General features: G+C 45.2%; 17 protein-coding genes. 11 read left to right on the top strand and 6 right to left on the bottom strand.

Annotation, left to right across the window (positions count from 1 at the left end; all coding sequences use genetic code 11):
• The first annotated feature begins 309 nt into the window (after positions 1-309).
• From KIH41_RS11690 to KIH41_RS11665, 6 genes are all read left to right on the top strand, one after another.
• Positions 310-3,447 carry a SusC/RagA family TonB-linked outer membrane protein gene (locus tag KIH41_RS11690; RefSeq protein WP_214162491.1) on the top strand — a complete coding sequence of 1,046 codons (3,138 nt, stop codon included), beginning with the start codon at positions 310-312 and terminating at the stop codon, positions 3,445-3,447.
• Between the two features lie 12 nt (positions 3,448-3,459).
• Positions 3,460-5,037: a RagB/SusD family nutrient uptake outer membrane protein gene (locus KIH41_RS11685; RefSeq protein ID WP_214162490.1), complete on the top strand. Its 1,578-nt coding sequence runs from the start codon at positions 3,460-3,462 to the stop codon at positions 5,035-5,037.
• Between the two features lie 72 nt (positions 5,038-5,109).
• Positions 5,110-7,422 (top strand): GH92 family glycosyl hydrolase, encoded by a 2,313-nt coding sequence (locus KIH41_RS11680; protein WP_246539099.1) that lies wholly within the window; start codon positions 5,110-5,112, stop codon positions 7,420-7,422.
• An 11-nt stretch (positions 7,423-7,433) separates the two neighbouring features.
• Complete coding sequence (locus tag KIH41_RS11675) at positions 7,434-8,309, top strand: ROK family protein (RefSeq protein ID WP_214162489.1); 876 nt, start codon at positions 7,434-7,436, stop codon at positions 8,307-8,309.
• Positions 8,306-9,691: a sugar MFS transporter gene (locus KIH41_RS11670; RefSeq protein WP_214162488.1), complete on the top strand. Its 1,386-nt coding sequence runs from the start codon at positions 8,306-8,308 to the stop codon at positions 9,689-9,691. The genes KIH41_RS11675 and KIH41_RS11670 overlap by 4 nt, the downstream gene beginning before the upstream one ends.
• A gap of 53 nt (positions 9,692-9,744) precedes the next feature.
• Positions 9,745-10,755, top strand: coding sequence for a LacI family DNA-binding transcriptional regulator (locus tag KIH41_RS11665; protein ID WP_213945766.1), 1,011 nt, complete (start codon positions 9,745-9,747; stop codon positions 10,753-10,755).
• Positions 10,756-10,759: 4 nt separating this feature from the next.
• On the opposite strand, the gene KIH41_RS11660 is transcribed toward KIH41_RS11665, so the two are convergent.
• Together KIH41_RS11660 and KIH41_RS11655 are read right to left on the bottom strand one after the other, a co-directional pair.
• A complete protein-coding gene (locus tag KIH41_RS11660) occupies positions 10,760-12,355 on the bottom strand; it encodes a transcriptional regulator (RefSeq protein ID WP_214162487.1) in 1,596 nt (531 codons plus the stop codon).
• Positions 12,352-12,762, bottom strand: a complete 411-nt coding sequence (locus KIH41_RS11655; protein ID WP_213945768.1) for an EVE domain-containing protein — start codon at positions 12,760-12,762, stop codon at positions 12,352-12,354. The genes KIH41_RS11660 and KIH41_RS11655 overlap by 4 nt, the downstream gene beginning before the upstream one ends.
• Positions 12,763-12,867: 105 nt before the next feature.
• Here KIH41_RS11655 and polX point away from each other — a divergent pair, with 105 nt between their 5' ends.
• From polX to KIH41_RS11635, 4 genes are all read left to right on the top strand, one after another.
• Positions 12,868-14,574, top strand: coding sequence for a DNA polymerase/3'-5' exonuclease PolX (gene polX, locus KIH41_RS11650; RefSeq protein WP_214162486.1), 1,707 nt, complete (start codon positions 12,868-12,870; stop codon positions 14,572-14,574).
• A 19-nt stretch (positions 14,575-14,593) separates the two neighbouring features.
• Positions 14,594-14,884: a hypothetical protein gene (locus KIH41_RS11645; protein ID WP_214162485.1), complete on the top strand. Its 291-nt coding sequence runs from the start codon at positions 14,594-14,596 to the stop codon at positions 14,882-14,884.
• Positions 14,884-15,528, top strand: a complete 645-nt coding sequence (locus KIH41_RS11640; RefSeq protein WP_214162484.1) for a YiiX/YebB-like N1pC/P60 family cysteine hydrolase — start codon at positions 14,884-14,886, stop codon at positions 15,526-15,528. The genes KIH41_RS11645 and KIH41_RS11640 overlap by 1 nt, the downstream gene beginning before the upstream one ends.
• Positions 15,529-15,618: 90 nt before the next feature.
• Complete coding sequence (locus KIH41_RS11635) at positions 15,619-16,470, top strand: outer membrane beta-barrel protein (RefSeq protein WP_214162483.1); 852 nt, start codon at positions 15,619-15,621, stop codon at positions 16,468-16,470.
• A 107-nt stretch (positions 16,471-16,577) separates the two neighbouring features.
• On the opposite strand, the gene KIH41_RS11630 is transcribed toward KIH41_RS11635, so the two are convergent.
• A complete protein-coding gene (locus KIH41_RS11630; RefSeq protein ID WP_213945773.1) occupies positions 16,578-16,769 on the bottom strand; it encodes a cold-shock protein in 192 nt (63 codons plus the stop codon).
• A gap of 88 nt (positions 16,770-16,857) precedes the next feature.
• Between KIH41_RS11630 and KIH41_RS11625 the strand changes: the two genes are divergently transcribed.
• Positions 16,858-17,358: a SixA phosphatase family protein gene (locus KIH41_RS11625; protein WP_214162482.1), complete on the top strand. Its 501-nt coding sequence runs from the start codon at positions 16,858-16,860 to the stop codon at positions 17,356-17,358.
• Here KIH41_RS11625 and KIH41_RS11620 read toward each other — a convergent pair.
• The 3 genes from KIH41_RS11620 to lon form a co-directional block, all read right to left on the bottom strand.
• The gene (locus KIH41_RS11620; protein WP_213945775.1) at positions 17,349-18,077 is read right to left on the bottom strand and encodes an SDR family NAD(P)-dependent oxidoreductase; all 729 of its coding nucleotides are present in this window, start codon (positions 18,075-18,077) and stop codon (positions 17,349-17,351) included. The genes KIH41_RS11625 and KIH41_RS11620 overlap by 10 nt on opposite strands.
• A gap of 43 nt (positions 18,078-18,120) precedes the next feature.
• Positions 18,121-19,518, bottom strand: a complete 1,398-nt coding sequence (hslU, locus tag KIH41_RS11615) for an ATP-dependent protease ATPase subunit HslU (RefSeq protein ID WP_213945776.1) — start codon at positions 19,516-19,518, stop codon at positions 18,121-18,123.
• A gap of 74 nt (positions 19,519-19,592) precedes the next feature.
• Positions 19,593-22,082, bottom strand: coding sequence for an endopeptidase La (lon, locus tag KIH41_RS11610; protein WP_214162481.1), 2,490 nt, complete (start codon positions 22,080-22,082; stop codon positions 19,593-19,595).
• Between the last annotated feature and the right edge of the window lie 37 nt (positions 22,083-22,119).

The following is a 22,119-nucleotide window of genomic DNA, read 5'->3' as shown; positions in this document are numbered from 1 at the left end:
ATGAGGCGTTTGATCAGGTCTTTATAATAGAACAGCCCATTTTCTAAAAATTTATTTTTAACAATTTTTGACAAATGGTTTGTGAATTTTTAAAAATATTATGTAGTATAGCTGTCTCAAAACCATTTAATCCCTTAAAACCCAATAGCAAACATGAAGAAACAATCAAATTCTATGATAGAGCTAAAACCTTTCAGTTACATTCTACATTTTTTTAGATCTGAAAAGGAAATCGATTGCACCCCATCAAAATCTTAATTTTAATAATTCAGCGCTAAAACATTTTAGTAAAACCCAAAATACAATGACATGAACACACAACTACTAACCCCACCCGACCAGCAGAAATCCGCTGGCTGGCGGCATCTGAGAAAATTCCTTGCTATAGGGATTACTCTTGTGCCTTTACAACAAGCATTGGCAACCTCATCTGCGGTGAGCTTGGATGTTTCGTCTACAATGAATGTAGAACAAAATGACATTCAGGTTTCCGGAGTTGTTAGGGATGAATTTGGTGAAACTCTACCGGGGGTTTCTATTATGATTAAAGGAACCTCAATTGGAACGGTGACAGATATTGACGGGGCATTTACCTTAGAAGTGCCTTCGGAAACCGCTATCCTGGTTTTTAGCTTCGTTGGCCTTGAAACCAAGGAAATCCAGATAGGTAATGAAACCAACATTGAGGTTGTGCTGAATCAGGGCACAAGCGCTTTGGATGAAGTTGTTGTTGTGGGGTATGGTAGCCAAAGAAAATCCGACCTGACCGGTTCCGTGGGAACGGTTGGGTCTGAAGACTTGCTCCGTGAGCCTGTAGGGAATGTTCTTCAGGGCTTGAAAGGGAAAGTTGCCGGGGTGAATGTGAGCCTCAACTCCGGATCGCCTACCAGTAGTCCAAGAGTAATTATTCGGGGTCTGGGCACGGTAAACGCATCATCTGACCCGCTATACGTAGTGGATGGGGTGGTAATGGAAGACATCAGGTTTATGAATCCCAATGATATCGAAAGCCTTGAAGTATTAAAAGACGCCTCCGCGACAGCCATATACGGTTCTCGAGGTGCTAATGGTGTGATCCTCATCACCACAAAAAGAGGCACCAAAACCGACGGCATAGTGGTAGGCTATGAAGGTTTTGTCAATGTGGGCGTCCTGCCAAACAGGATGGACATGATGAACTCCGAGGAGTATCTGGAAGTGGTGGAGAGAGGTTTTGCCAACCACTCGCAGTATTCGGGCAGCACGCCGCCGGTATTCAGCAGGGAAGATCCCCGACTGTTTGACAGCAACGGAAATCCACTTTATGACACGGATTGGCAAAGAGAAGCCACCAGAACAGCGCTATCCCATAACCACCAAATTTCAATCCAGCAAGGTGGCGAAAGAAGTTCCGTTGGTGCATTTGTCAACTATTCCAGAATGGAGGGCATCATGCTCAATAGCTGGATGGAAAGAATCAACGGTAAGATCACCTATGATGCCACTCCAAAAGACTGGATATCCGTCGGGATGAACCTCATGGTCAACCACACCAAAGAAAACGAAGTGGAAGAGGGCGGCGGTGGCCAGGTTCCTAGAAGGACCATGCTGGAAATGCCCCCAATCTTCCCCGTACGCTTCCCTGATGGCACTTGGAGCAACTCCGCCATGATCAGTGATCCCTACAATATTGAACCAATGGCCAACCCTGTCCATGTTTTGACCACTCAAGATAGATTAAGAGACAGAACCCAGATATTTGGTAACACTTATCTGACTTTCCACTTGGCTCCAGGCTTGGATTTGAGAACGCAATTTGGTTTTGACATCCACGAGCGGAAATTCCAGGATTATGGGCCAACCGATCTGATCAACATATCAGCTCCATTGGGCTATGCTTCGATCAATAATCAACGAAGCACCTATTGGCAGGAAGAAACCTATTTGACATATAACAAGGAAATGGGTGATCATAGAATCAACGCCGTGCTAGGTCTTAGCTGGCAAGGAAGAACTTTTGAAGGTAATTTCGTGGAAGCCAGAGGCTTTTCAGATGACTTCTTCAGGTTCAACCGAATTCAGGCGGCAAGTCAGCCGGAAGCTCCACAGTCTAACTGGAATAACTGGACTATGAACTCCTATTTCTTGAGAGGTAGCTATACTCTCAAAGACAGGTATTTGGTAACCTTGACGGGAAGAATTGACGGTTCATCAAGATTTGGGGAAAACAACAAATATGGGGTATTCCCTTCTGCGGGTTTAGGCTGGATTTTGAGCAATGAACCTTTCATGGAGAATGCCACGGGCGTAGATGAGCTAAAACTAAGATCAAGCTTTGGTATTACAGGCAACACCGAAATCCCCATGTATCAATCCCTAGGCACGGTGAGCTCGGGAACGGTTTTAATCAATGGATCAAGAGCTTCCCACAGCTTTATAAACCGCCTGCCAAATCCAGACCTGGGCTGGGAAAGAACCAACCAGTTCGATGTTGGATTTGACATGGGACTGTTCAACCGTCGCTTGACTTTAGGATTTGATTATTACTACAAGCTTACCACCGACCTGCTACTTGACAGACCGGTTCCTTACCACACGGGGTTTTCGGCAGTAAGGGATAACATAGGCTCGATTTCAAATCAAGGTATAGAGTTTTTGGCTACTGCCTACCCTATCAACAGACCTGATTTCCATTGGGAAACAACTCTAAATTTTAATTACAATGTCAATAGAATTGAATCACTCGGCGAAAATGACGAAGATATTTTCCCTGGCCCAAACTGGGTTTCCGGTTCGCAAACCATTCTGAGAGTAGGCGAGCCACTAAGTTCTTTCTGGGGCTTCCAAAGATTGGGCACATGGGGCACCCATGAGGCGGCAGAGGCTGCGGCAGTGGGCCGAGTGCCCGGTGAGGCCAAGCGTTCCGAAGACCCCACAATCATAGGCAATGGTCTTCCGGACTGGACAGGAAGCTGGATCAACAACCTGCGTTACAAGAATTGGGACTTCAGCCTTGAATTGCAGTTTGTATATGGAGTAGACGTACTTCAGCAGTACCTCCACTCTATCGAGGACAGAACGGGCATTGCCAACACCCTAAGGACCTCCCTTTACAACAGCTGGACTCCAGAAAATCAAAACACCCATGTTCAGCAAATTAGAAACGCAGCATATTCCGGACAAAATAGTGAAATAGATGACCACTGGGTAGTGGACGGCTCATACATCCGAGGCAATGTGATATCACTTGGATACACTTTCGACAGAGAATTGATCTCAAGATGGAACATGAATCATCTTCGGGTATATACCAGTGTGCAAAATGCTTTCCTACTTACCAGCAACGAGTTCCAGGGATTTGACCCAGAATCCTCTTCATGGGCTGGAAACCAATGGGGGCAAAATATTTTCTTCTTTCAGTACCCGAGACCTAGAACCTTCACCCTAGGGGTAAGTGTACAATTCTAAATTTAGACAATCATGAAAAAGTATATATATACCATACTTATAGCGGGCATTTGCTCTTCCTGCGCCGACTTCCTACAGGAGGAGCCCAGGGATGAAATGTCTTCAGAACAGTTTTTTACCATACCACAACATGCGCATGATGCAGTTAACTCCCTTTACCGAAACGGAGCGCCGCAGATCATCAATTCAGCAGCCTCCTATGGGGGGTCAAGAGCCATGTTGGGAAATTATATGTCCGGGTATTTTGACAACGAATACCGAGGTCAGGAACCGCATGTCCAGCACACCCAACAACTGACGCTAAACGGGGTAAACCTTGCCACCTATCTTGGCAATACCTGGGCTGATCTTTACAGAGGAATAGCTAGAGCCAATAACGCGATCAAGTATATTCCTACTATAGAAGCCCTCCCTGCCAATGAGGCATCCATGCTGTTGGCAGAAGCCCGGTTCTTCAGAGCCTTTTCCTACTTCTATTTGGCCAAAATGTTTGGGCCTGTCCCGTTGATCGTAGACCCATATGAATCTTTGGAAAACCTGTATATGGAAAGAGCTCCTTTGGAGCAAATTTATGGATTGATCGTTTCCGATCTCGAATTTGCGATCAACGAAGGCGGGCTTTCACAGTCTAGCATGGCCAATAACGGGAACAGGATTGCTCAGGGTACAGCACAGGCCTTGCTTGCGGATGTCTATTTGACAATGAGCGGTTATCCTTTGCAGCAGGACAATTATCAAAATGCTGCGGCGATGGCTAGAAGCGTGGTGAGCAGTGGCAGCTATGCCCTAGTGGACCACGATAGAGATGGTGATGGAAATGTAATCCCTGAAAACAGTGCCTACAACAAAATCAGAAGGGCAAGCGTGTCCCCTTCCGAGTATATTTATTTTGTAGAATACACGGTAGGTATAGCAAACAACACCTACCCGGTGTACACCATGCCGGTTTCGGTGACTTCAGAAGCGGCCTATGGTGTCACGAACGGTGCCTACCAGCCATTGAGCAGGTTCCTGAACGGCTATGACCCACAACAGGATTTGAGGGTTCAGGAAAAACAGTATTTCCACTCTTCTTTTACCAACAATCAGGGAAACACTTTCACCTTTGGAACCGCCCCGTATATGTGGCATGATGAAACGGCTATCAGAGAGACAGCCGCCTCGGGAAAAGATGTAGCCGTATATCGCTATGCAGATGTATTATTAACGGGTGCGGAAGCCATTGCCCAGTCGGAAGGAGTGACGGATGAAGCCGTGAGATATTTGGCTGATGTGAGATCAAGAGCATATTTTACCCAAACCAGAGAGGAAATAGAAGCGGATTTGAGAGCACTTTCCGCTGGCGAATTTATTCAGGAAGTGTGGAAAGAAAGGTTTAGAGAACAAGTTTTTGAGTTCCACCTTTGGGCGGATATTCAGAGAACCAGGCAATACCCTATTACCCAGGAAGGGGGCGTAATCAATTATGTGGACGTAATCGGTCAGCCTAACGGATGGGGTAGGTCTTTTACTGAAAACAATTTGCTTTTCCCTATACCAGAAACAGAACTACAGAGAAACCCTGCCTTGACGCAGAATCCAGGATACTAAACCTATATAAACCGACTAAATCTAAAAAAAGATATAGTCCCTTGGGCTATGTCTTTTTTATATCTTTAAAAAATGAAAACTATCCATATGAGGCATTTAATTCTTTTCATCTGTTTTATCATAGTCTCCCCTGCCTTTTCGCAAAAGGTAATAGTGGACGAGGTCAAAGACCCGATCGATTGGGTAAATCCATTGATGGGCACAGACTCGAAGCCCAGTCTATCGCACGGCAATGTATATCCAGCCATAGCTTTGCCCTGGGGCATGAATTTTTGGACTCCCCAAACGGGCAAGATGGGAAGCGGCTGGGCCTACCAGTACAGTGCCGACAAAATCAGAGGTTTCAAGCAAACCCACCAACCTTCCCCTTGGATGAATGATTATGGGCAATTTTCTTTGATGCCCATCACCGGGGACATCAAAGTTGATGAGGACGAGCGAGCCAGCTGGTTTTCCCACAAATCGGAGGAGGTCAGCCCATATTACTACCGTGTTTACTTGGCAGACCATGATGTCACCACGGAATTAGTGCCTACCGAGAGAGCGGCAAGATTCAGAATCGCCTACCCCGCAACGGATGGGGCCCATTTGGTCATTGACGCCTTTGATGACGGAAGCTATGTCAAGGTGATTCCTGAAGAAAACAAAGTCATTGGCTATACGACTAAAAACAGCGGCGGAGTGCCGGAAAACTTTAGAAATTACTTTGTCATTTATTTTGATGCCCCAATTTCATCTGCTCAAGTTTATGAAGGAAATGACGCCAAGTCGGGTAATGAAAATGAAGGAGAGCATGCCAAAGCTGTTATTACCTTTGATTCCAAAGATGGCAAAACCGTGGAAGCAAGGGTCGCATCATCCTTTATCAGCTATGAGCAGGCTGAAAGAAACCTGACAACAGAAATAGCAGATAAAGGATTTGACGACCTGAAAAAGGAAGGCCGGGATATATGGAACAAAGAACTAAGCAGAATTGAGGTAGAAGGCGGAGAAGTGGACCAAATTAAAACCTTCTACAGCTGTCTTTATAGATCTTTGCTTTTCCCTAGAAAGTTTTTTGAATACGACGAGGAAGGCAATGTAGTGCATTACAGCCCATACAATGGTGAGGTTTTGCCAGGATATATGTTTACCGACACGGGATTCTGGGATACCTTTAGATCATTATTTCCATTCCTGAACCTCATGTATCCTGAGCTAAACGCCCAAATGCAGGAAGGTCTGGCAAACGCCTATAAGGAAAGTGGATGGCTCCCAGAATGGGCCAGCCCCGGATTGCGGAATGTGATGATTGGAAATAATTCGGCATCTGTTGTATCGGATGCCTACCTGAAAATCGGTCAGGAACATTCCTACGATATCGAAACCCTCTATGAAGCGCTGCTGCATGGAGCAAACAATGCCGGTCCTTTGACTGCCGTGGGAAGGGCCGGTGTAGAATATTACAACGATTTGGGCTATGTGCCTTATGATGTGGGCATCAATGAAAACGCTGCTCGAACCTTGGAGTATGCCTACAATGACTTTACCATTTATAAATTGGCCAAAGCCTTGAATAAACCCAAGGAGGAAATTGAGCTTTATAAAAAGAGAAGCTTGAATTACAAAAATCTTTTTGATCCTGAAACCAACCTGATGCGGGGCAAAAATGAAGACGGAACCTTCCAGTCTCCCTTCAATCCCTTCAAGTGGGGGGACGCGTTTACAGAAGGAAACAGCTGGCACTACACCTGGTCGGTCTTTCACGATGTAGCGGGGCTGATCGATCTCATGGGGGGAAAAGAGGGTTTTGTTTCCCAACTGGATAAGGTTTTTGAACTGCCCCCGATCTTTGATGAGAGCTACTACAGCAGTGTGATCCACGAAATCAGGGAGATGCAGATTGCCGACATGGGCCAATATGCACACGGCAACCAGCCTATCCAGCATATGATTTACCTATACAACTATGCAGAAGAACCCTGGAAAGCCCAAAAGTGGCTTCGGGAAACCATGAACCGAATGTACAGACCTACCCCTGATGGATACTGTGGGGATGAGGACAATGGCCAGACTTCGGCTTGGTATGTTTTCTCCGCCATGGGTTTCTATCCTGTAGCCCCGGGTACCGATGAATATGTAATGGGCGCTCCCCTTTTCAGGAAAATGACTTTACATTTACAAAACGGTAATGAGGTAGTCATTTCCGCACCTAAAAATGGGCGGGAAAACCTATATGTTCATAATGTCAATTTCAACGGAGAAGCTTATTCCCCATTGTTCTTCAATTATTTTGACCTAATGGATGGAGCGAATATTGAATTTGAAATGACTGACAAGCCGCAGGAAAATATCCAAAAAAGCCAAAAAGACCTGCCCTATTCCTTATCCACTGCCAACGAATAAAAACCTATTAAATGAGTAACCTGAAAACGATGGGGATAGATATCGGAGGTTCACATTTCACCTCCGGGTTTGTGAACCTGCATAACCTGGCCATCATCCCCCATACCTTCAACCGAGTCGATTTGAAATCGAACGGCTCGGTTGAAGGTATAATTTCCGCCTGGGCAAATGCCATCATGCCCAGTCTCGGCGAAGAGGGCTTTGACGGCGGTATCGGAATTGCCTTCCCAGGACCGTTTGACTATCCCAACGGGATAAGCAAAATCAAAGACCAGGGGAAATTCCAGCACCTTTATAACCTCAACATCAAAAACCTTCTAGCGGATCAATTGAATATTGGAGCATACCAGATCAAATTCATCAATGATGCGGCCTGCTTTCTCCAAGGGGAGGTGATCAGTGGTGTAGCCAAAGGGAGCAAATCCGCCATTGGGCTTACTTTGGGCACTGGTTTGGGTTCTGCATTCTTTTTAGATGGAAAGGCCGCAGATGCGGCTTTGTGGGAAAGCCCTTTTAAAGAAGGAATTGCTGAAGATTATTTCTCCACCGCCTGGTTTCTAGGCAGGTATATAAAACTCACCGGTTTTGAAGCTGAAGGAGTAAAAGAATTGGCATTTAAGGCGGATAGAAATCCCGTTTTAAGGGCTCTTTTTGAAGAATTCGGCAAAAACCTGGCTGAATTTCTAATCCCGCAAATAGAAGAGCACAAACCCGAAACCATCGTCTTGGGCGGCAATATTTCCAAAGCCCATAAATTGTTTTTGCCAGCCACACAGGCCGTGTTAAAGCAAAATAAAATCGAAACTTCCATCAAAATCACTGAACTTGGAGAATGGGCCACCATAGTAGGTGCAGCAACCTTTAGCCATAACTGCCAAACCCAATGAGTCAAACTACCCTAGCCAAAAACAAAGCAGGCTCCTATTCCGCTCCACTGGCAGTGGTAACACTGCTCTTCTTCATGTGGGGGTTCATTACCTGCATGAACGATATATTGATCCCGCATTTACAGGAAGTGTTTACTTTGAAGAACTGGCAGGCCATGCTGATCCAGACCGCCTTCTTCGGTGCATACTTTTTTGTATCGTTGGGGTATTACCTCTTTTCGGTTTGGAAGTTTGACCCAATCGGACGGATAGGCTATAAAAATGGGATTGTGCTGGGTTTGTTGGTCGCAGCGACAGGCTGTGCTTTGTTTCTACCAGCAGCCTCTATGGTCAATTACAACTTCTTCCTTTTCGCCCTATTCGTACTGGCCTGTGGCATCACCCTGATCCAGATTGCCGCCAATCCTTACGTGGCCATCCTTGGTCCTCCCAAAGGTGCTTCCAGCCGACTCAACATGACCCAGGCGTTTAATTCCCTTGGCACCACCTTGGCCCCGGTGATTGGGGGTTATTTGATATTTCAAGCGGTGGGAGAAGGTAATCTCGGTGCCGCCTCTGTCAAAATCCCCTACCTGTCACTAGCTGGCTTGTTAGTTCTTCTTGCCGTACTGATAAAAAGGTTTCCGCTTCCCGAAATCAAGCCAGACGCAAGTTTGGACACCAGTTCGTCCCTGACCAAAAACCGGCATTTGGTCTTGGGGGTATTAGCCATATTTGCTTATGTCGGAGCCGAGGTGGCTATTGGCAGCAATATTATCAACTTTGCACGATTGCCGCATATTGCAGGTTTGGATGAGGCTGAGGCGAGTCATTTCTTGGCCCTTTTCTGGGGTGGGGCGATGATAGGGAGGTTCTTTGGTGCCATCGCATTGGCAGGAAAAAGCCTGCAACAAAGACATTTCACCCTCATTGCGGGAATTTTGACACTCTCCGTACTGGTGGTATTTTCACTTTACGGAGCCCAAACAGCCCTGTATGTCGGCCTGTTTATTATGCTCAACATGCTGGTGCTGGCGATTGGCCGGTTTATTCCCCAGAGAACCTTATGGCTATTTGCTTTGGTGATCGTAGGCCTGCTTTCAGTTGCTATTTTTACAGAGGGATACCTGGCCCTTTGGACATTGGTAGCCGTTGGTCTCTTTAATTCCATCATGTTTCCAACCATTTTCACCCTTTCCATCGCAGGATTGGGAAGCGCGACCTCACAGGGTTCTTCTGTGTTGGTGATGGCCATCGTGGGAGGTGCCATTATCACACCCCTTCAAGGTGTTGTGGCTGACTATTTGGGAAGCGTGCAATGGTCTTTCATTGTCCCTTTGCTTTGTTATTTGTACATCATGTTTTTCGGAATGAATGGTTACAAAATCAGAAAAACAGACTGATTTTACGACAAAACAGGCCTTTGAAGCAAATAATTAATTAATTTGCCAACACTATGGCAAAAAAGAAATACTCAATCAAGGACATTGCAAATGAACTCAACATTTCAATTACAACTGTTTCGTTTATCCTAAACGGAAAAGCCAAAGAAAACCGGATTAGTGAGAAGCTTACCAAGAAGGTCCTTGATTATGTAAAAAAGGTCGGATACAAGCCAAATCAGCTTGCCCAGAGTTTGAGGACCGGAAAAAGCAAAATCATTGTGTTTATGGTGGAGGATATCTCCAATCCTTTCTTTTCCAATATTGCCAGAAACATTGAAAGCAAAGCCCACGAGAATGATTATAAGATTATCTACTGCAGCACGGACAATAAAAAGGAAAAGGCGCAGGAGTTGATTCGGCTGTTTAAGGGCCGCCATGTGGATGGGTATATTATCACGCCCACGGAGGGCATGGAGGAGGATATTAATATGCTGCTCAGTGAGAAAATCCCAGTGGTTCTCTTTGATAGATATTTTCCCGAGGTGGAAACCAGCTACGTGGGCATCAACAATTACCAGGCAGCCAAAGACGCCAATAATTACCTGATCGGCAAAGGCTACAAAAACATTGGGCTGGTGACTTTGAAAAGTGCCCAAACCCAGATGACCGACAGAATGGACGGCTACTTGGATGCATTGATTGAAAGTGATCTCCGCCCGGTAGTCAAAGAGGTAGATTATGACAATTTTAATTCTGATGGCATAATCCGGGATATTGAGAAGTTTATCGTCACCAACGACCAGCTGGACGCCATTTTTTTTACCACCAATTATTTAACCATCAGCGGGCTGAAAGCAATCAAAAGATTGAAGAGAAGCATACCCGAAGATCTGGCCATAGTTGCCTTTGACGACAATGTGCTTTTCAGCCTCTTTGACCCGCCAATTACGGCTTTGGTGCAACCTATCGAGGATCTGTCCAAAAACTTAATGGAAATCATCCTGCCCCAGTTAAAGGGCAATATGGACATCGTCAAAAAAGAATTGCCGGCCACCTTACTCAAAAGGGCCTCCACCAATTGAGCGCTTACCGGTCTTCGGCAAACTGCATCTGCTGGTTGTCCACTTTTATTTTGGTCACAAAAAACACGTGCCGGTTGGCCTCCCTCCCACTTTCTGTCTGATACCGGACCTTTTGGGTCCCCGTGAGCAAATAATAATTATCGTACCACCATGTGAGGGACAAAGAATTTTCCGGCGTGTCGCGTATTCTTTCTTTGTCGTTGATAAGCTCAATTTCGAACTTTTCATTTTCCATCAAAACCTCCCCTTCCCTGACATGGCTCAATACCAGGTCGGCTTTATCTAGATAAAGGAAATATAGATCCCGTCCGTCAAAGCTCACCTGACCGAATTTCTGATCCGAATGGGTAATCTTGTTGCCTAATGGCAGGGAGTTTTCCCACAGCAGTTTTCCCTGGCTGTCGACAAACATAAATTGGGCTGCCATATATTTGAATTGGTAATTTATCGGCCTGCCCATTCCCCCAGCCGTCATCCCTGTACCCAAAGCTGGATACATCCGCTGATGCTGGTTAAAGTAAGCCTCAGAACCTGGGTAAAAATTCCGGTTGTACATATACCTGCTTGAGGAAGGAGAAAAGTAATCGTTGTAAATCAAATAGCCGTCGCCAAACGCCATGACCTCCCGGGTGGCCAGCACATTGGGTATAGTGATGCTTTTTTCCCGCTCAATCGCCCGCTCCACACTTTTGTTCCTCCTCTTACGTGCCCGTTCGGGAAGGTAATTGTAGAAGTTTGGAAAATCTTCGATGGTGTAATAATGGTTGAAATATTCACCAAACTCATTGATGTTGGCAAAATAAATGCCTTGGAAGGCATCCTTTTTTCGTAACCCAAATGGCCCAAACATAGCCTGTCGATAGGCGCTTGGCTCAGTTAGCACAGCTTCCAAGATTTCAAACTTGGGATCATCAAGCTTGTCAATCTTCACTTCACGGAGTTTTTGCCCATCTAGGTCAAATGTGAGTACAGAAATCAGCTTGTTTTTATACATGTCCCTACGGCTCATCACCACATCAAAAACCCCTGTTTCGGGTTGCTTTTGGAGTTGGATTATTTTGGCATCATTGGCGTAAATTCCCTGTAGGGTAAAAACGCTTTCCTCCTCGATGTCAAAAACCTGCACGACGGGCCTTCCATCAAGCAACCCCATCATGATGGCCCTTTCGTCGAGCACCTGAAAATCCTGTAAGTCAAATTGCAGGGTTTTGCTGACGTCAAACTTTTCAAGAGAGGAGTTTTCCAGATTGATTCGGTATATTTTTCGGTCTTTACCAATGGAGGTCCGGCCAATAAGCACATATAAAAACTCCCCTTCAAAATCATAGGCAATCAGATCATGGTAGTCAGGTAATTCAACCTCGCGGAGATCCTTTTTTTCCAAATTGTTTGATCCCAGAAAATATTGGAACTTCCTCTTCAACACCAACCCTCGGTCTCCGTGTACTCTAAAACCCAAAACCCCGCTTTTGTAAGGAAAAATCATGAAATTCTCCTCATTCGGTTTCGTCTCAATTTCGAGCCTTTCCACAAACTGGATTTGTGCAAAACCTTCGACAGATAAAAAAATCAAAATCAATACTGTACACAAATACTTCATTTTTCCGCCAATTGTAAGATAAAATCAAACTCATTCGCTGTTAATGGCATCACTGATAAGCGGGACTGTTTCAACAATAGCATCTCAGACAACTCTTCCTGACCCTTTATTTCTTGCAGGGTCACAGGCCTCTTCAACTCATTCTCCGCAGCCAACCGCACCGCAACCCAGCCTTTCCCCTCTTCATCCGCAGGATCGGGAAATGACTCTTCACTGACCTTTGCCAATCCCACTACCTCCCGATGCTTGCCACTATGGTACACCATCACCAGATCGCCCTCTGCCATGTCTTTCAAAAAATTCCTGGCCTGATAATTCCTCACTCCATCCCAGATATCTTCCTTTTTGGATACCAGGTCTGCCCATCCATAGGTTTCGGGCTCAGTTTTAACCAGCCAGTGCTTCATTGCGACATTTTTATGCTTCTAGCTATTAAGATACATCTTAGGATTTTAATTTAAAACTTTTATTGTGGACATTTGCCTTATCCTTCAAAAGAAACCCGCTTAAAATTGGACAACAAGAGCATTATCAAAAAACTGAAGTTGACCATTCAGTTGATGGAACTTCACGAAGAAAACCCATTCAAAATCAGGAGCTATCAGTCGGCAGTCAACACCATAGACCGGGGGGAGATCAGCCTGGTGGAGCTGGATCAGGATGAACTGCAAAAGATCAACGGAATCGGCAAGAGCATCGCCGAGGTCATCCGTTCCCTAATCAAAAGCGGCACTTTCCCCTTGTTGGAGGAATTATTATCCAACACTCCAGAAGGGCTTTTGGAAGTAATGCAGCTCAAAGGGTTGGGGCCTAAAAAAATCAAAACGCTTTGGAAAGAGCTTGGCATCACTTCCACCCATGAACTGATGGAGGCCTGCCAATCCGGTCAAGTGGCAGGTCTCAAAGGTTTTGGACAGAAAACGCAGGATACCATCATCGCTGCATTGGAATTCCAAGCTTCAAATGTGGGAAAATTTCTCTACGCCGAAATTGAGGAAACTTCGGCCGGTTTGGATAAATTGCTCAAGGAAAGATTTGGAGAAAACAATGTGGTTCAAGTGGGGGAATATGCCAGAAACCATGAAATCATCAGTGATCTGGAGTGGTTAATAATTAGCGAAGATAGACCGGCTACGCATAAGCAAATAAACAGTATAGAAGGGCTTGTCCAAAACCGAAAACTCTCCTCCCCTTACACCTGGGTAGGCCAACTAACCAGTCCCGAAATCACCTTAAGGTTCCGACTCTGCACTGAAAACGCCTTGGTTTCTGAATTCCTGATCAGAACTTCCAGCCCAGAGCATCTTAACCTGCCGATTACCGACACGGAGACCATGGCGCACCTTTATAGGAAGAAACCTTATTCCTCTCCACAAGAGGTGTATGAGGAAGCGGGAATGCAATATATTCCCACAGAGCTCCGTGAGGGATACTTCGAAGTAGAAGCAGCCAAGGAAAACAAACTGCCCAAGCTGGTCGAAAATGGCGACCTTAAAGGAATTCTCCACAACCACAGTACCTACAGTGATGGCAAGCACTCACTTCGGGAAATGGCTGAACAATGCCGTGACCTCGGCTATGAGTATCTTGGCATCTCCGACCACAGTCAGACAGCTGTGTATGCAGGCGGATTGGATGTGGCCAAAATTGAGAGGCAACACCAAGAAATCGACGAATTGAGTAAGGAATTGGCTCCCTTCAAGATTTTTAAAGGTATTGAAAGTGACATCCTGGGAGATGGTAGCCTGGATTACCCAGATGAGGTATTAGCCAAGTTTGATTTCATTGTTTCCTCTATCCACAGCGTCCTTAACATGGACACCAAAAAGGCTACAGCCCGCTTGCTGAAAGCGATTCAAAACCCATACACCACGATTTTGGGTCATCCTACGGGGAGACTCCTGCTCAGAAGGGACGGCTATCCTATAGACCATAAAACCATCATTGATGCCTGCGCAAAATACAACGTAGCCATTGAGATCAATGCCAACCCCTGGCGGCTCGACTTGGATTGGAGATGGGTCCACTATGCGCTGACGCAAAACGTGAAAATTGCCATCAATCCAGATTCCCACGACAAAAACACCTACAACCATATGCACTATGGCGTGTTGGTAGGTAGAAAAGGTGGCCTTTCAAAGGATATGACCTTAAACGCCCTGAATAAAGAGGAAATGGAAGCCTATTTTGAAAACAGGAAATCCAAAATCAAACAATAATCACCCTATCCGAGAGTAAATGAGATATTTTGATAAAAACGAAACGCTACTTTTAAAAAGGTCTTTTGCTATTGGCCTGGTTGGGATAGTGCTTTGTTTAGTGCCCCTGTACCAAAACTACAGCCCATTCGCATCCAACAACATCATCAACATTGTTCATGGGGTAGGACTTGCCGCTCAAATGTTTGCATTGAGTATCGCCGTATTGGTGCTGCGCAAAAGAAAAATTGAAACCAGTGTGAAAGAGAAAGCCCAAAAGATGACTTTAATCCTGGCTGTATCGATCATGTTTTTCATTTTAGCCGTCTGATGAATAAAATACTATTTATTTCCGCCCTCCTAATTTCTTTTCTTTCTGGATGTCAAAAGAATTATGAATTCACTTGGAAAGAGGGTGATATTCTATTTCAAGATGGGGATTGCGGGGATTTCTGCGAAGCGATTCGAAAAGTCACCAATGGATATGATGGAAGGGATTTTTCCCATATTGGCCTTCTCATCCTTGAAAATGGAGACTGGTATGTGATCGAGGCCATTTCAAAAGGGGTTTCCAAGACTCCCCTGTTTGAATTCCTCGACCGCCACACCGATGAGGCCGGACAACCAAGGGTGGTCGTTGGGCGGGTAATTGATGAATATAAATACCTCATCCCCACTGCCATCAATGTCGCCAGTACCTTGATTGGCAAACCCTATGATTCTGCCTTTGACCTTAACAATGACGCTTATTATTGTTCTGAGCTGATCCATATGTCCTTCCAAAAAGCTAACCTCGGAACTCCAATTTTTGAAATCCAACCCATGACCTTCAAGGATCCAGATACGGGGGAAACTTTTGGAATTTGGGAGAAATATTTTCAGGATTTGGGCATGGAAATACCGGAGGGTGAGCTGGGCCTCAACCCCGGCGGCATGTCCCTTGACCCAGCCATCCGGATAGTCCATGAGTTTTAATCAAAGACCCCAAGGCCACGGATTTTCAATATTTTAACAAATTTTGTATCGTTTTTGCATAGTTACTGAAATAAACCAATTTCAGTAAATATGAGATTTAAATTGAAAATGCTTGCCATGGCAGCCATGGTATTTGCCAGCTCAAAATTGATGGCTCAGGACACCTATCTCCAAATTGGGGGTGGTTTTGCACTTCCCACCTCCAGTAGCGCAATCGGTGATTTCACTACTCTTGGACCAGACGGTAGTATCACAAGTATTGAAGCTGTAAACAACAAATTGGGGGGAGGAATACCCATTACGGTTAGAGCTGGTTATATGATCACACCAAACGTGGGGGCCGACATCGGCTTCAACTATTTAATAGGAAATAAAGTCTCGATATCAGAATTAAGGGCTGGAAATGATATCTTAGCTGTATCGGGGCATACACGCCAGGCTAGGATCAATCCAGCAATTGTATTTTCAACAGGCAGCGATCAGATATTGAGTGCTTACTCAAGACTTGGCTTGGTTTTACCAGTCGGCGGTGTCACTTCTCTGGAATACCGCGTTCCAGCATCCTTATCCACCAGTGGCAACTCCGTATTGGAGGTGGAAGAGGTCAGAGGCCAGTTTTCAGTAGGTTTCTCCGGTACATTAGGTGCTGAATACGAAGTCTACGACAGACTGAAGTTATTTGGGGAATTGGAAGCTATTCATTTGGCAGTACCCAGAAGAGTTTCCGAAACTACCACCTTTAGAGTCGGTGGACAAGATGGTTTGGATGCCCTTCCCACCTATTCAAGAGAAACCAATTACGTCACCGAACTGAATTCCTCCAGCAATAATGCTGATTTCAATCCTAACGTGGACCAAAACAGACCCATGGATGAGCTGGTCACTACCACGTTTTTCAACAGTATCGGGATGAATTTTGGAATCAGGTACAGGCTATTTTAGTCCACAATATAAATTAGAAAGGCAATCCTTCCGGGTTGCCTTTTTTTATGGGCAAAAAAAAAGAGCCTTATCCAAGACTCTTTCTTTTCTCTCTAATGCTCAAAAAATCAGACTTTTTTCACATTGATGGCATTAGGACCTTTTTTACCTTCTTTGAGGTCAAAAGATACTTTGTCATTCTGAGCGATCTTGTCTACAAGCCCAGTCGCGTGCACGAAAATGTCACTTTGAGATTGGTCATCAATGATAAAACCGAACCCCTTTGAATCGTTGTAAAATTTAATTGTTCCAGTAAGCATAATGTAATTTTAAAATATGTGGTTAAATGAATAATAAATGTAAAAATTTATGTTAAATTATGCAAAAAAATATATAAGAAAAACTTTTATGAAGCGATTTTTAATCTGCCGACACGCCAAATCCTCTTGGGACAAACCCTTTTTGGCGGACCATAAACGGCCTCTCGCGCCTAGAGGCTTAAGAAATGCCAAAGACATGGCCCAAAGACTTGTGGCGAAAAAAATTTTCCCAGATATGATAATTTCCTCCGATGCCGAGCGGGCTAAGCACACCGCAGGGATATTTGCCGATATACTTGGGATTGGTAAAAATCACTTTAAGCTAACCTCCGAGCTCTATCATGCTTCCCCCACGGAAATCCTCAAATATATCAGGAAAACACCCAACACTGTGGATACACTTTTCATCTTTGGCCACAACCCAGGGTTGACCGATTTGGTGGTGGAGCTGGGCGAGGACCTGGAAAACCTACCTACGACAGGGGTCTTCGGTTTCACTTTCAACGTGGAAGACTGGGGAGATGTCGGTAAAAAAAATGCTAAATTCTGGATGCACGATTATCCCAAAAACCCGGAAGCTCAAAATTGACGGACATCCTGCAACACTTCTTTAAAGTTATCCCGATTATCAATTAGGTATTTGACCTTTTCCGCAACCTCCTCCGGACTGGCTAGTTCTTCATTCTCCTTGAAACCTCTAAATGCCTCCACACGGCTGAACTCCTCGGCTTTGGCACTGCGGATATCCTGTTGCATACCAGTATCGATTATGCCGGGTGAGAGGGCGTAAAACTTGATCCCCCAATTGCTCATCTCACTTTCTTCCTCGGCGATCTCCGTATAGCGGTTCAAAGCCGCCTTGCTGCTCGAGTATCCCGACCAGCCATCTATGTTTTTGGCTGCGGCTCCTGAGCTGATATTCACCACTGTCTTCCTTGAAGGAGAATCTTTATAACGCTTGACAAATTCATTCATTAAGATTGCAGGAGCTACGGTATTGATCTGGTGAATTTGGGAAATGGCATCAGCAGATAAATTCCCAAAATGCCTTATCTCCCCTATCCATCCCGCATTGTTGACTAAAACTAAATTGTCAAAATCCCCTCTTGGAAAGATCTTATCCAAGTTACTTTTAACCATTTGCAAGTCAGACAGGTCAATTTTGAGATTTTCAAAGTTGGCAAAACCCAAGGTCAGCCCAGTTCTGGAAACCCCAACAACCCTATTTCGGCCATCCTGACAATACAGCGCTGTCAACGCTTTTCCCAGCCCTTGGCTGCAACCGGTAATGATGATGAGATTTTCCATAATTAAAAAAGCCTGCCCGTTAAAAGGGCAGGCGAGATTAGTTTTAAAGTATATACTGTGAAAGGTCCCTGTTTTGAACCAGCTGGCTCAATCTGTCGGTGACCATATCCTTGGTGATCATGATTTTTGAATTTGCCTCGATAGTGTCCGGCACATCAAAAAGGAAATCGTTAAGCAAATGGCTCATCACGGTATGTAACCTCCTTGCTCCAATATTTTCAACCTCTTCGTTGATTTTAAAGGCCAATCGGGCAATCTCATCAATGGCTTCATCCGCAAAGTCCAAATAAACCTCTTCAGCTTCAAACAAGGCTTTATACTGCTTTGTCAAGGCATTTTTTGGCTCCTTCAATATCATCTGGAAATCTCCCTGGGTCAGGCTGTTCAATTCCACCCTGATTGGAAATCGGCCCTGCAATTCAGGAATCAAATCCGAGGGTTTGCTCACATGAAAGGCGCCCGCAGCGATGAAAAGGATATGGTCTGTGTTGATCACCCCATACTTGGTGGAAACGGAGCTTCCCTCCACAATTGGCAAAAGGTCACGCTGCACCCCTTCTCGGCTTACATCCGGCCCACCGCTACCTTTTCCACTCTTGGAGGCAATCTTATCGATCTCATCAATAAAGATGATTCCGTTGTTTTCAGCCAATTGGATAGCCTCTTCCTTCACCTCATCAAAGTCGATCAACTTGGAAGCTTCCTCCTCCATCAGTACTTTTCTGGCTTCGGCAATGGTCAGCTTTCTTTTCTTGGTCTTCTTAGGCATCATGCCGCTGATCATGTCCTGCAGACCGGCCATGCTGGCATCATCCATCATACCATTGCCAATCATCCCCACTCCTACGGGAGAGGATTGCTTGACATTGATTTCAATCTTTCTTTCTTCAAGTTCGCCGTTTTTGAGCTTTTCTCTAAATCTCTCCCTTGTTTTTTCATTCAGCTCATTTTCAGAAGCTGTGTCAGGATTGAAATCATTTTCGCTGCTGGATGACTTGGCCAATGAAGGACTTTTCACTGGAGGGATCAGGATATCCAAAATAATGTCCTCTACGATCACTGAGGCCTTCTCCTTCACTTCCTCATTCTTTTTGGTTTTCACCAAGTGAACCGCCTGCTCCACCACATCACGGACCATGCTCTCCACGTCTCGGCCCACATAGCCCACTTCTGTAAACTTGGAGGCCTCCACTTTTGTAAATGGTGCGTTGGCGATCTTTGCCAACCTTCGGGCAATCTCAGTCTTACCCACACCAGTAGAGCCAATCATCAGAATGTTGTTCGGCACAATGTCCTTCTGAAGGTCAGACTTGACCATAAGCCGTCTGATCCTATTTCTTAAGGCAATCGCCACATTCCTTTTGGCATTTTGCTGGCCAATAATATATTTATCTAATTCCGCAACAATCTGTCTTGGCGTTAAATCCTTTATTTTATCCATAATATTGGGTTCATTTTTTCACCTCCATGAGGTATGTACAAAGGGATACCCTAGGGCATCCCTTTAAAACTCACTTAAACTCTGGTTTCCAGGGTTTCTCTTTCCTTGTCAAAAGAAAAAACGATCTGGTCCTTCACCTTTTCCTCCAATAGCGACACTTTCAATACCTCATCCACATTGTCGACAAAGTGAAACTGAAGCCCTTCGAGATAGTTTTTGTCTATTTCATCAATATCCCTTTGGTTTTTCTTGCAAAGGATAATCTCCGTAATCCCTGATCTTTTGGCAGCAAGGATCTTTTCCTTTATGCCACCTACCGGCATCACTTTACCTCTTAGGGTAATCTCTCCAGTCATGGCAACTTTTGCCTTCACTTTTCTTTGGGTGTAAAGGGATGCAAGGGCCGTCATCATGGTGATACCTGCGGAAGGGCCATCCTTCGGCACTGCTCCGGCAGGCACGTGGATGTGTAGATCATATTGATCAAAAATCCTGTGGTCGATTCCCAGCTTTTCAGCTTTTGATTTCAAATATGAAATAGCCGTCATGGCAGACTCCTTCATCACATCTCCCAGCTGACCGGAAAGGGTAAGCTTGCCCTTTCCTTTGCTCAAGGAGCTTTCGATAAACAAGATCTCACCGCCTACAGAAGTCCAGGCCAAGCCCGTCACCACACCGGCGACGCTATTGTCTTGGTAGATTTCCTTATCAAAAATCTCACCGCCGAGTATCTCCCTTACCAAGGCAGGTGTAATTCGCTTGGAATACTCCTCCTCCATAGCAATGGATTTGGCTACATTCCTAACCACCTTGCCGATGTTCCGCTCCAGGTTCCTTACCCCGGATTCACGGGTATAATCCTCAACAATTTTGATCACGGCCTTATTATCAAAGGTGATGTCCTTTCCTTTCAACCCATGCTCTTTTCTCTGCTTTGGGATCAGGTGTTTTTTGGCTATCTCCACTTTTTCTTCAAGGGTATAACCCGTCACCTCAATGATTTCCATCCGGTCCCTAAGTGCCGGCTGAATTGAATCCAATGAGTTGGCTGTGGCGATGAAGAGAACCTTGCTGAGGTCATAATCCACTTCCAGGTAGTTGTCGGTGAAAGCGTTGTTCTGCTCCGGATCCAAGACCTCCAAAAATGCCGAGGATGGATCTCCCCTAAAGTCGGAGGAAAGCTTGTCGATCTCATCCAATACATACACGGGATTGGAAGACTTGGCCTTCTTCATGTTCTGGATGATCTTGCCGGGCATGGCGCCGACATAGGTTTTCCTATGCCCACGGATTTCGGCTTCATCGTGCAGACCGCCCAGTGACATTCGGATATATTTTCTGCCCAATGCCTTTGCTATTGACTTGCCTAATGAGGTTTTACCCACGCCTGGAGGTCCGTAAAGGCAAAGAATGGGTCCCTTGAGGTCATTTTTTAGTTTCAATACAGCTAAGTACTCGATGATTCTTTCCTTGACCTTTTCCAAGCCATGGTGGTCCTTATCCAATATAGTCCTAGCCCTCTTGAGGTCAAAATTATCCTCCGTAAACTCGTTCCAAGGCAGCTCTACCATCAGTTCTGCATAATTCAAAGCAATGGGATATTCAGCAGCCTGTGGGTTGATGCGGAGAATCTTGTCCAGCTCCTTTTCGAAATGTTTGGCCACTTCTTTAGGCCATTTTTTCTTTTTGCCTTTCAGGCGAAGCTCCTCCACTTCCTTTTCAGGTCCCTCTTCTCCCAGCTCAGTCTGAAGCACCTTCATCTGCTGACGCAGGAAATAGTCCCGCTGCTGCTGGTCAATGTCGGTATGCACCTTTTTGTGGATCTCACTTTTGAGCTCCAGCATCTGGATGTCCTTCATCATAAACTCCAACAGCAGGGTAGCCCGCTCTATGCCATCGTTGATTTCCAGCAGTCGCTGCTTGGACTCCACGGCAGCGTTGATGTTGGAAGAGAGGAAATGGGTAAGGAAAGGGGTGTTGTCAATATTTTCAAGCGCCACCTGGGCTTCTCTTGGGATCTCTGGGTTTAAGTCCAAAATTTTAGCCGCAGCATCCTTCAGGGATTCCTCGAGGGCCTCAATTTTTTTATTACCCTCCGGAAAAGTCTCTTCCAGGTAATTTACTTTGGCCATGAAATAAGGATCCTCGGTCACCTGTTCGGTGATCTCAAACCTCTTTTTACCCTGAATGATGATGGTGGTATTCCCATCCGGCAACACGATCATTTTGATGATCTTGGCCAGGGTCCCCACCTGATAAATATCCTCCCAAGAAGGATCATCCACATTGGGGTTGATTTGGGCACAAACACCTATTAATTTATCTCCCTTTTGGGCCTTTTTGACTAATTTGATGGACCGCTGCCTTCCCACAGTAATGGGAATAACTACGCCAGGAAAAAGTACTGTATTTCTAACCGACAGGATAGGAATCTCATCAGAGAAATCTTCCTGAGAGACCAGTTCTTCGGACTCATCATCCGTGATAAGCTGAATCAAATCTCCCTCTCCGGCAAAATCTCCTAACATAAGCGATCGGTAAAATTGGTTTTCGAATTTATTCATATAAAAGACAAACTGACAGTTTTTACTGCCATGTATA

This window comes from Litoribacter ruber (assembly GCF_018500185.1).
Classification (GTDB): Bacteria; Bacteroidota; Bacteroidia; order Cytophagales; family Cyclobacteriaceae; genus Litoribacter; species Litoribacter ruber.
This window is presented reverse-complemented; position numbering and strand designations above follow the sequence as displayed.

Coding starts and splice junctions, on each gene's coding strand:
- KIH41_RS11660 (WP_214162487.1), bottom strand. CDS start 12,355: ATGAAGTATTTGTGTACAGTATTGATTTTGATTTTTTTATCTGTCGAA.
- KIH41_RS11690 (WP_214162491.1), top strand. CDS start 310: ATGAACACACAACTACTAACCCCACCCGACCAGCAGAAATCCGCTGGC.
- KIH41_RS11640 (WP_214162484.1), top strand. CDS start 14,884: ATGAATAAAATACTATTTATTTCCGCCCTCCTAATTTCTTTTCTTTCT.
- KIH41_RS11625 (WP_214162482.1), top strand. CDS start 16,858: ATGAAGCGATTTTTAATCTGCCGACACGCCAAATCCTCTTGGGACAAA.
- KIH41_RS11655 (WP_213945768.1), bottom strand. CDS start 12,762: ATGAAGCACTGGCTGGTTAAAACTGAGCCCGAAACCTATGGATGGGCA.
- KIH41_RS11635 (WP_214162483.1), top strand. CDS start 15,619: ATGAGATTTAAATTGAAAATGCTTGCCATGGCAGCCATGGTATTTGCC.
- KIH41_RS11630 (WP_213945773.1), bottom strand. CDS start 16,769: ATGCTTACTGGAACAATTAAATTTTACAACGATTCAAAGGGGTTCGGT.
- KIH41_RS11665 (WP_213945766.1), top strand. CDS start 9,745: ATGGCAAAAAAGAAATACTCAATCAAGGACATTGCAAATGAACTCAAC.
- KIH41_RS11675 (WP_214162489.1), top strand. CDS start 7,434: ATGAGTAACCTGAAAACGATGGGGATAGATATCGGAGGTTCACATTTC.
- KIH41_RS11645 (WP_214162485.1), top strand. CDS start 14,594: ATGAGATATTTTGATAAAAACGAAACGCTACTTTTAAAAAGGTCTTTT.
- KIH41_RS11620 (WP_213945775.1), bottom strand. CDS start 18,077: ATGGAAAATCTCATCATCATTACCGGTTGCAGCCAAGGGCTGGGAAAA.
- lon (WP_214162481.1), bottom strand. CDS start 22,082: ATGAATAAATTCGAAAACCAATTTTACCGATCGCTTATGTTAGGAGAT.
- KIH41_RS11685 (WP_214162490.1), top strand. CDS start 3,460: ATGAAAAAGTATATATATACCATACTTATAGCGGGCATTTGCTCTTCC.
- hslU (WP_213945776.1), bottom strand. CDS start 19,518: ATGGATAAAATAAAGGATTTAACGCCAAGACAGATTGTTGCGGAATTA.
- KIH41_RS11680 (WP_246539099.1), top strand. CDS start 5,110: ATGAAAACTATCCATATGAGGCATTTAATTCTTTTCATCTGTTTTATC.
- KIH41_RS11670 (WP_214162488.1), top strand. CDS start 8,306: ATGAGTCAAACTACCCTAGCCAAAAACAAAGCAGGCTCCTATTCCGCT.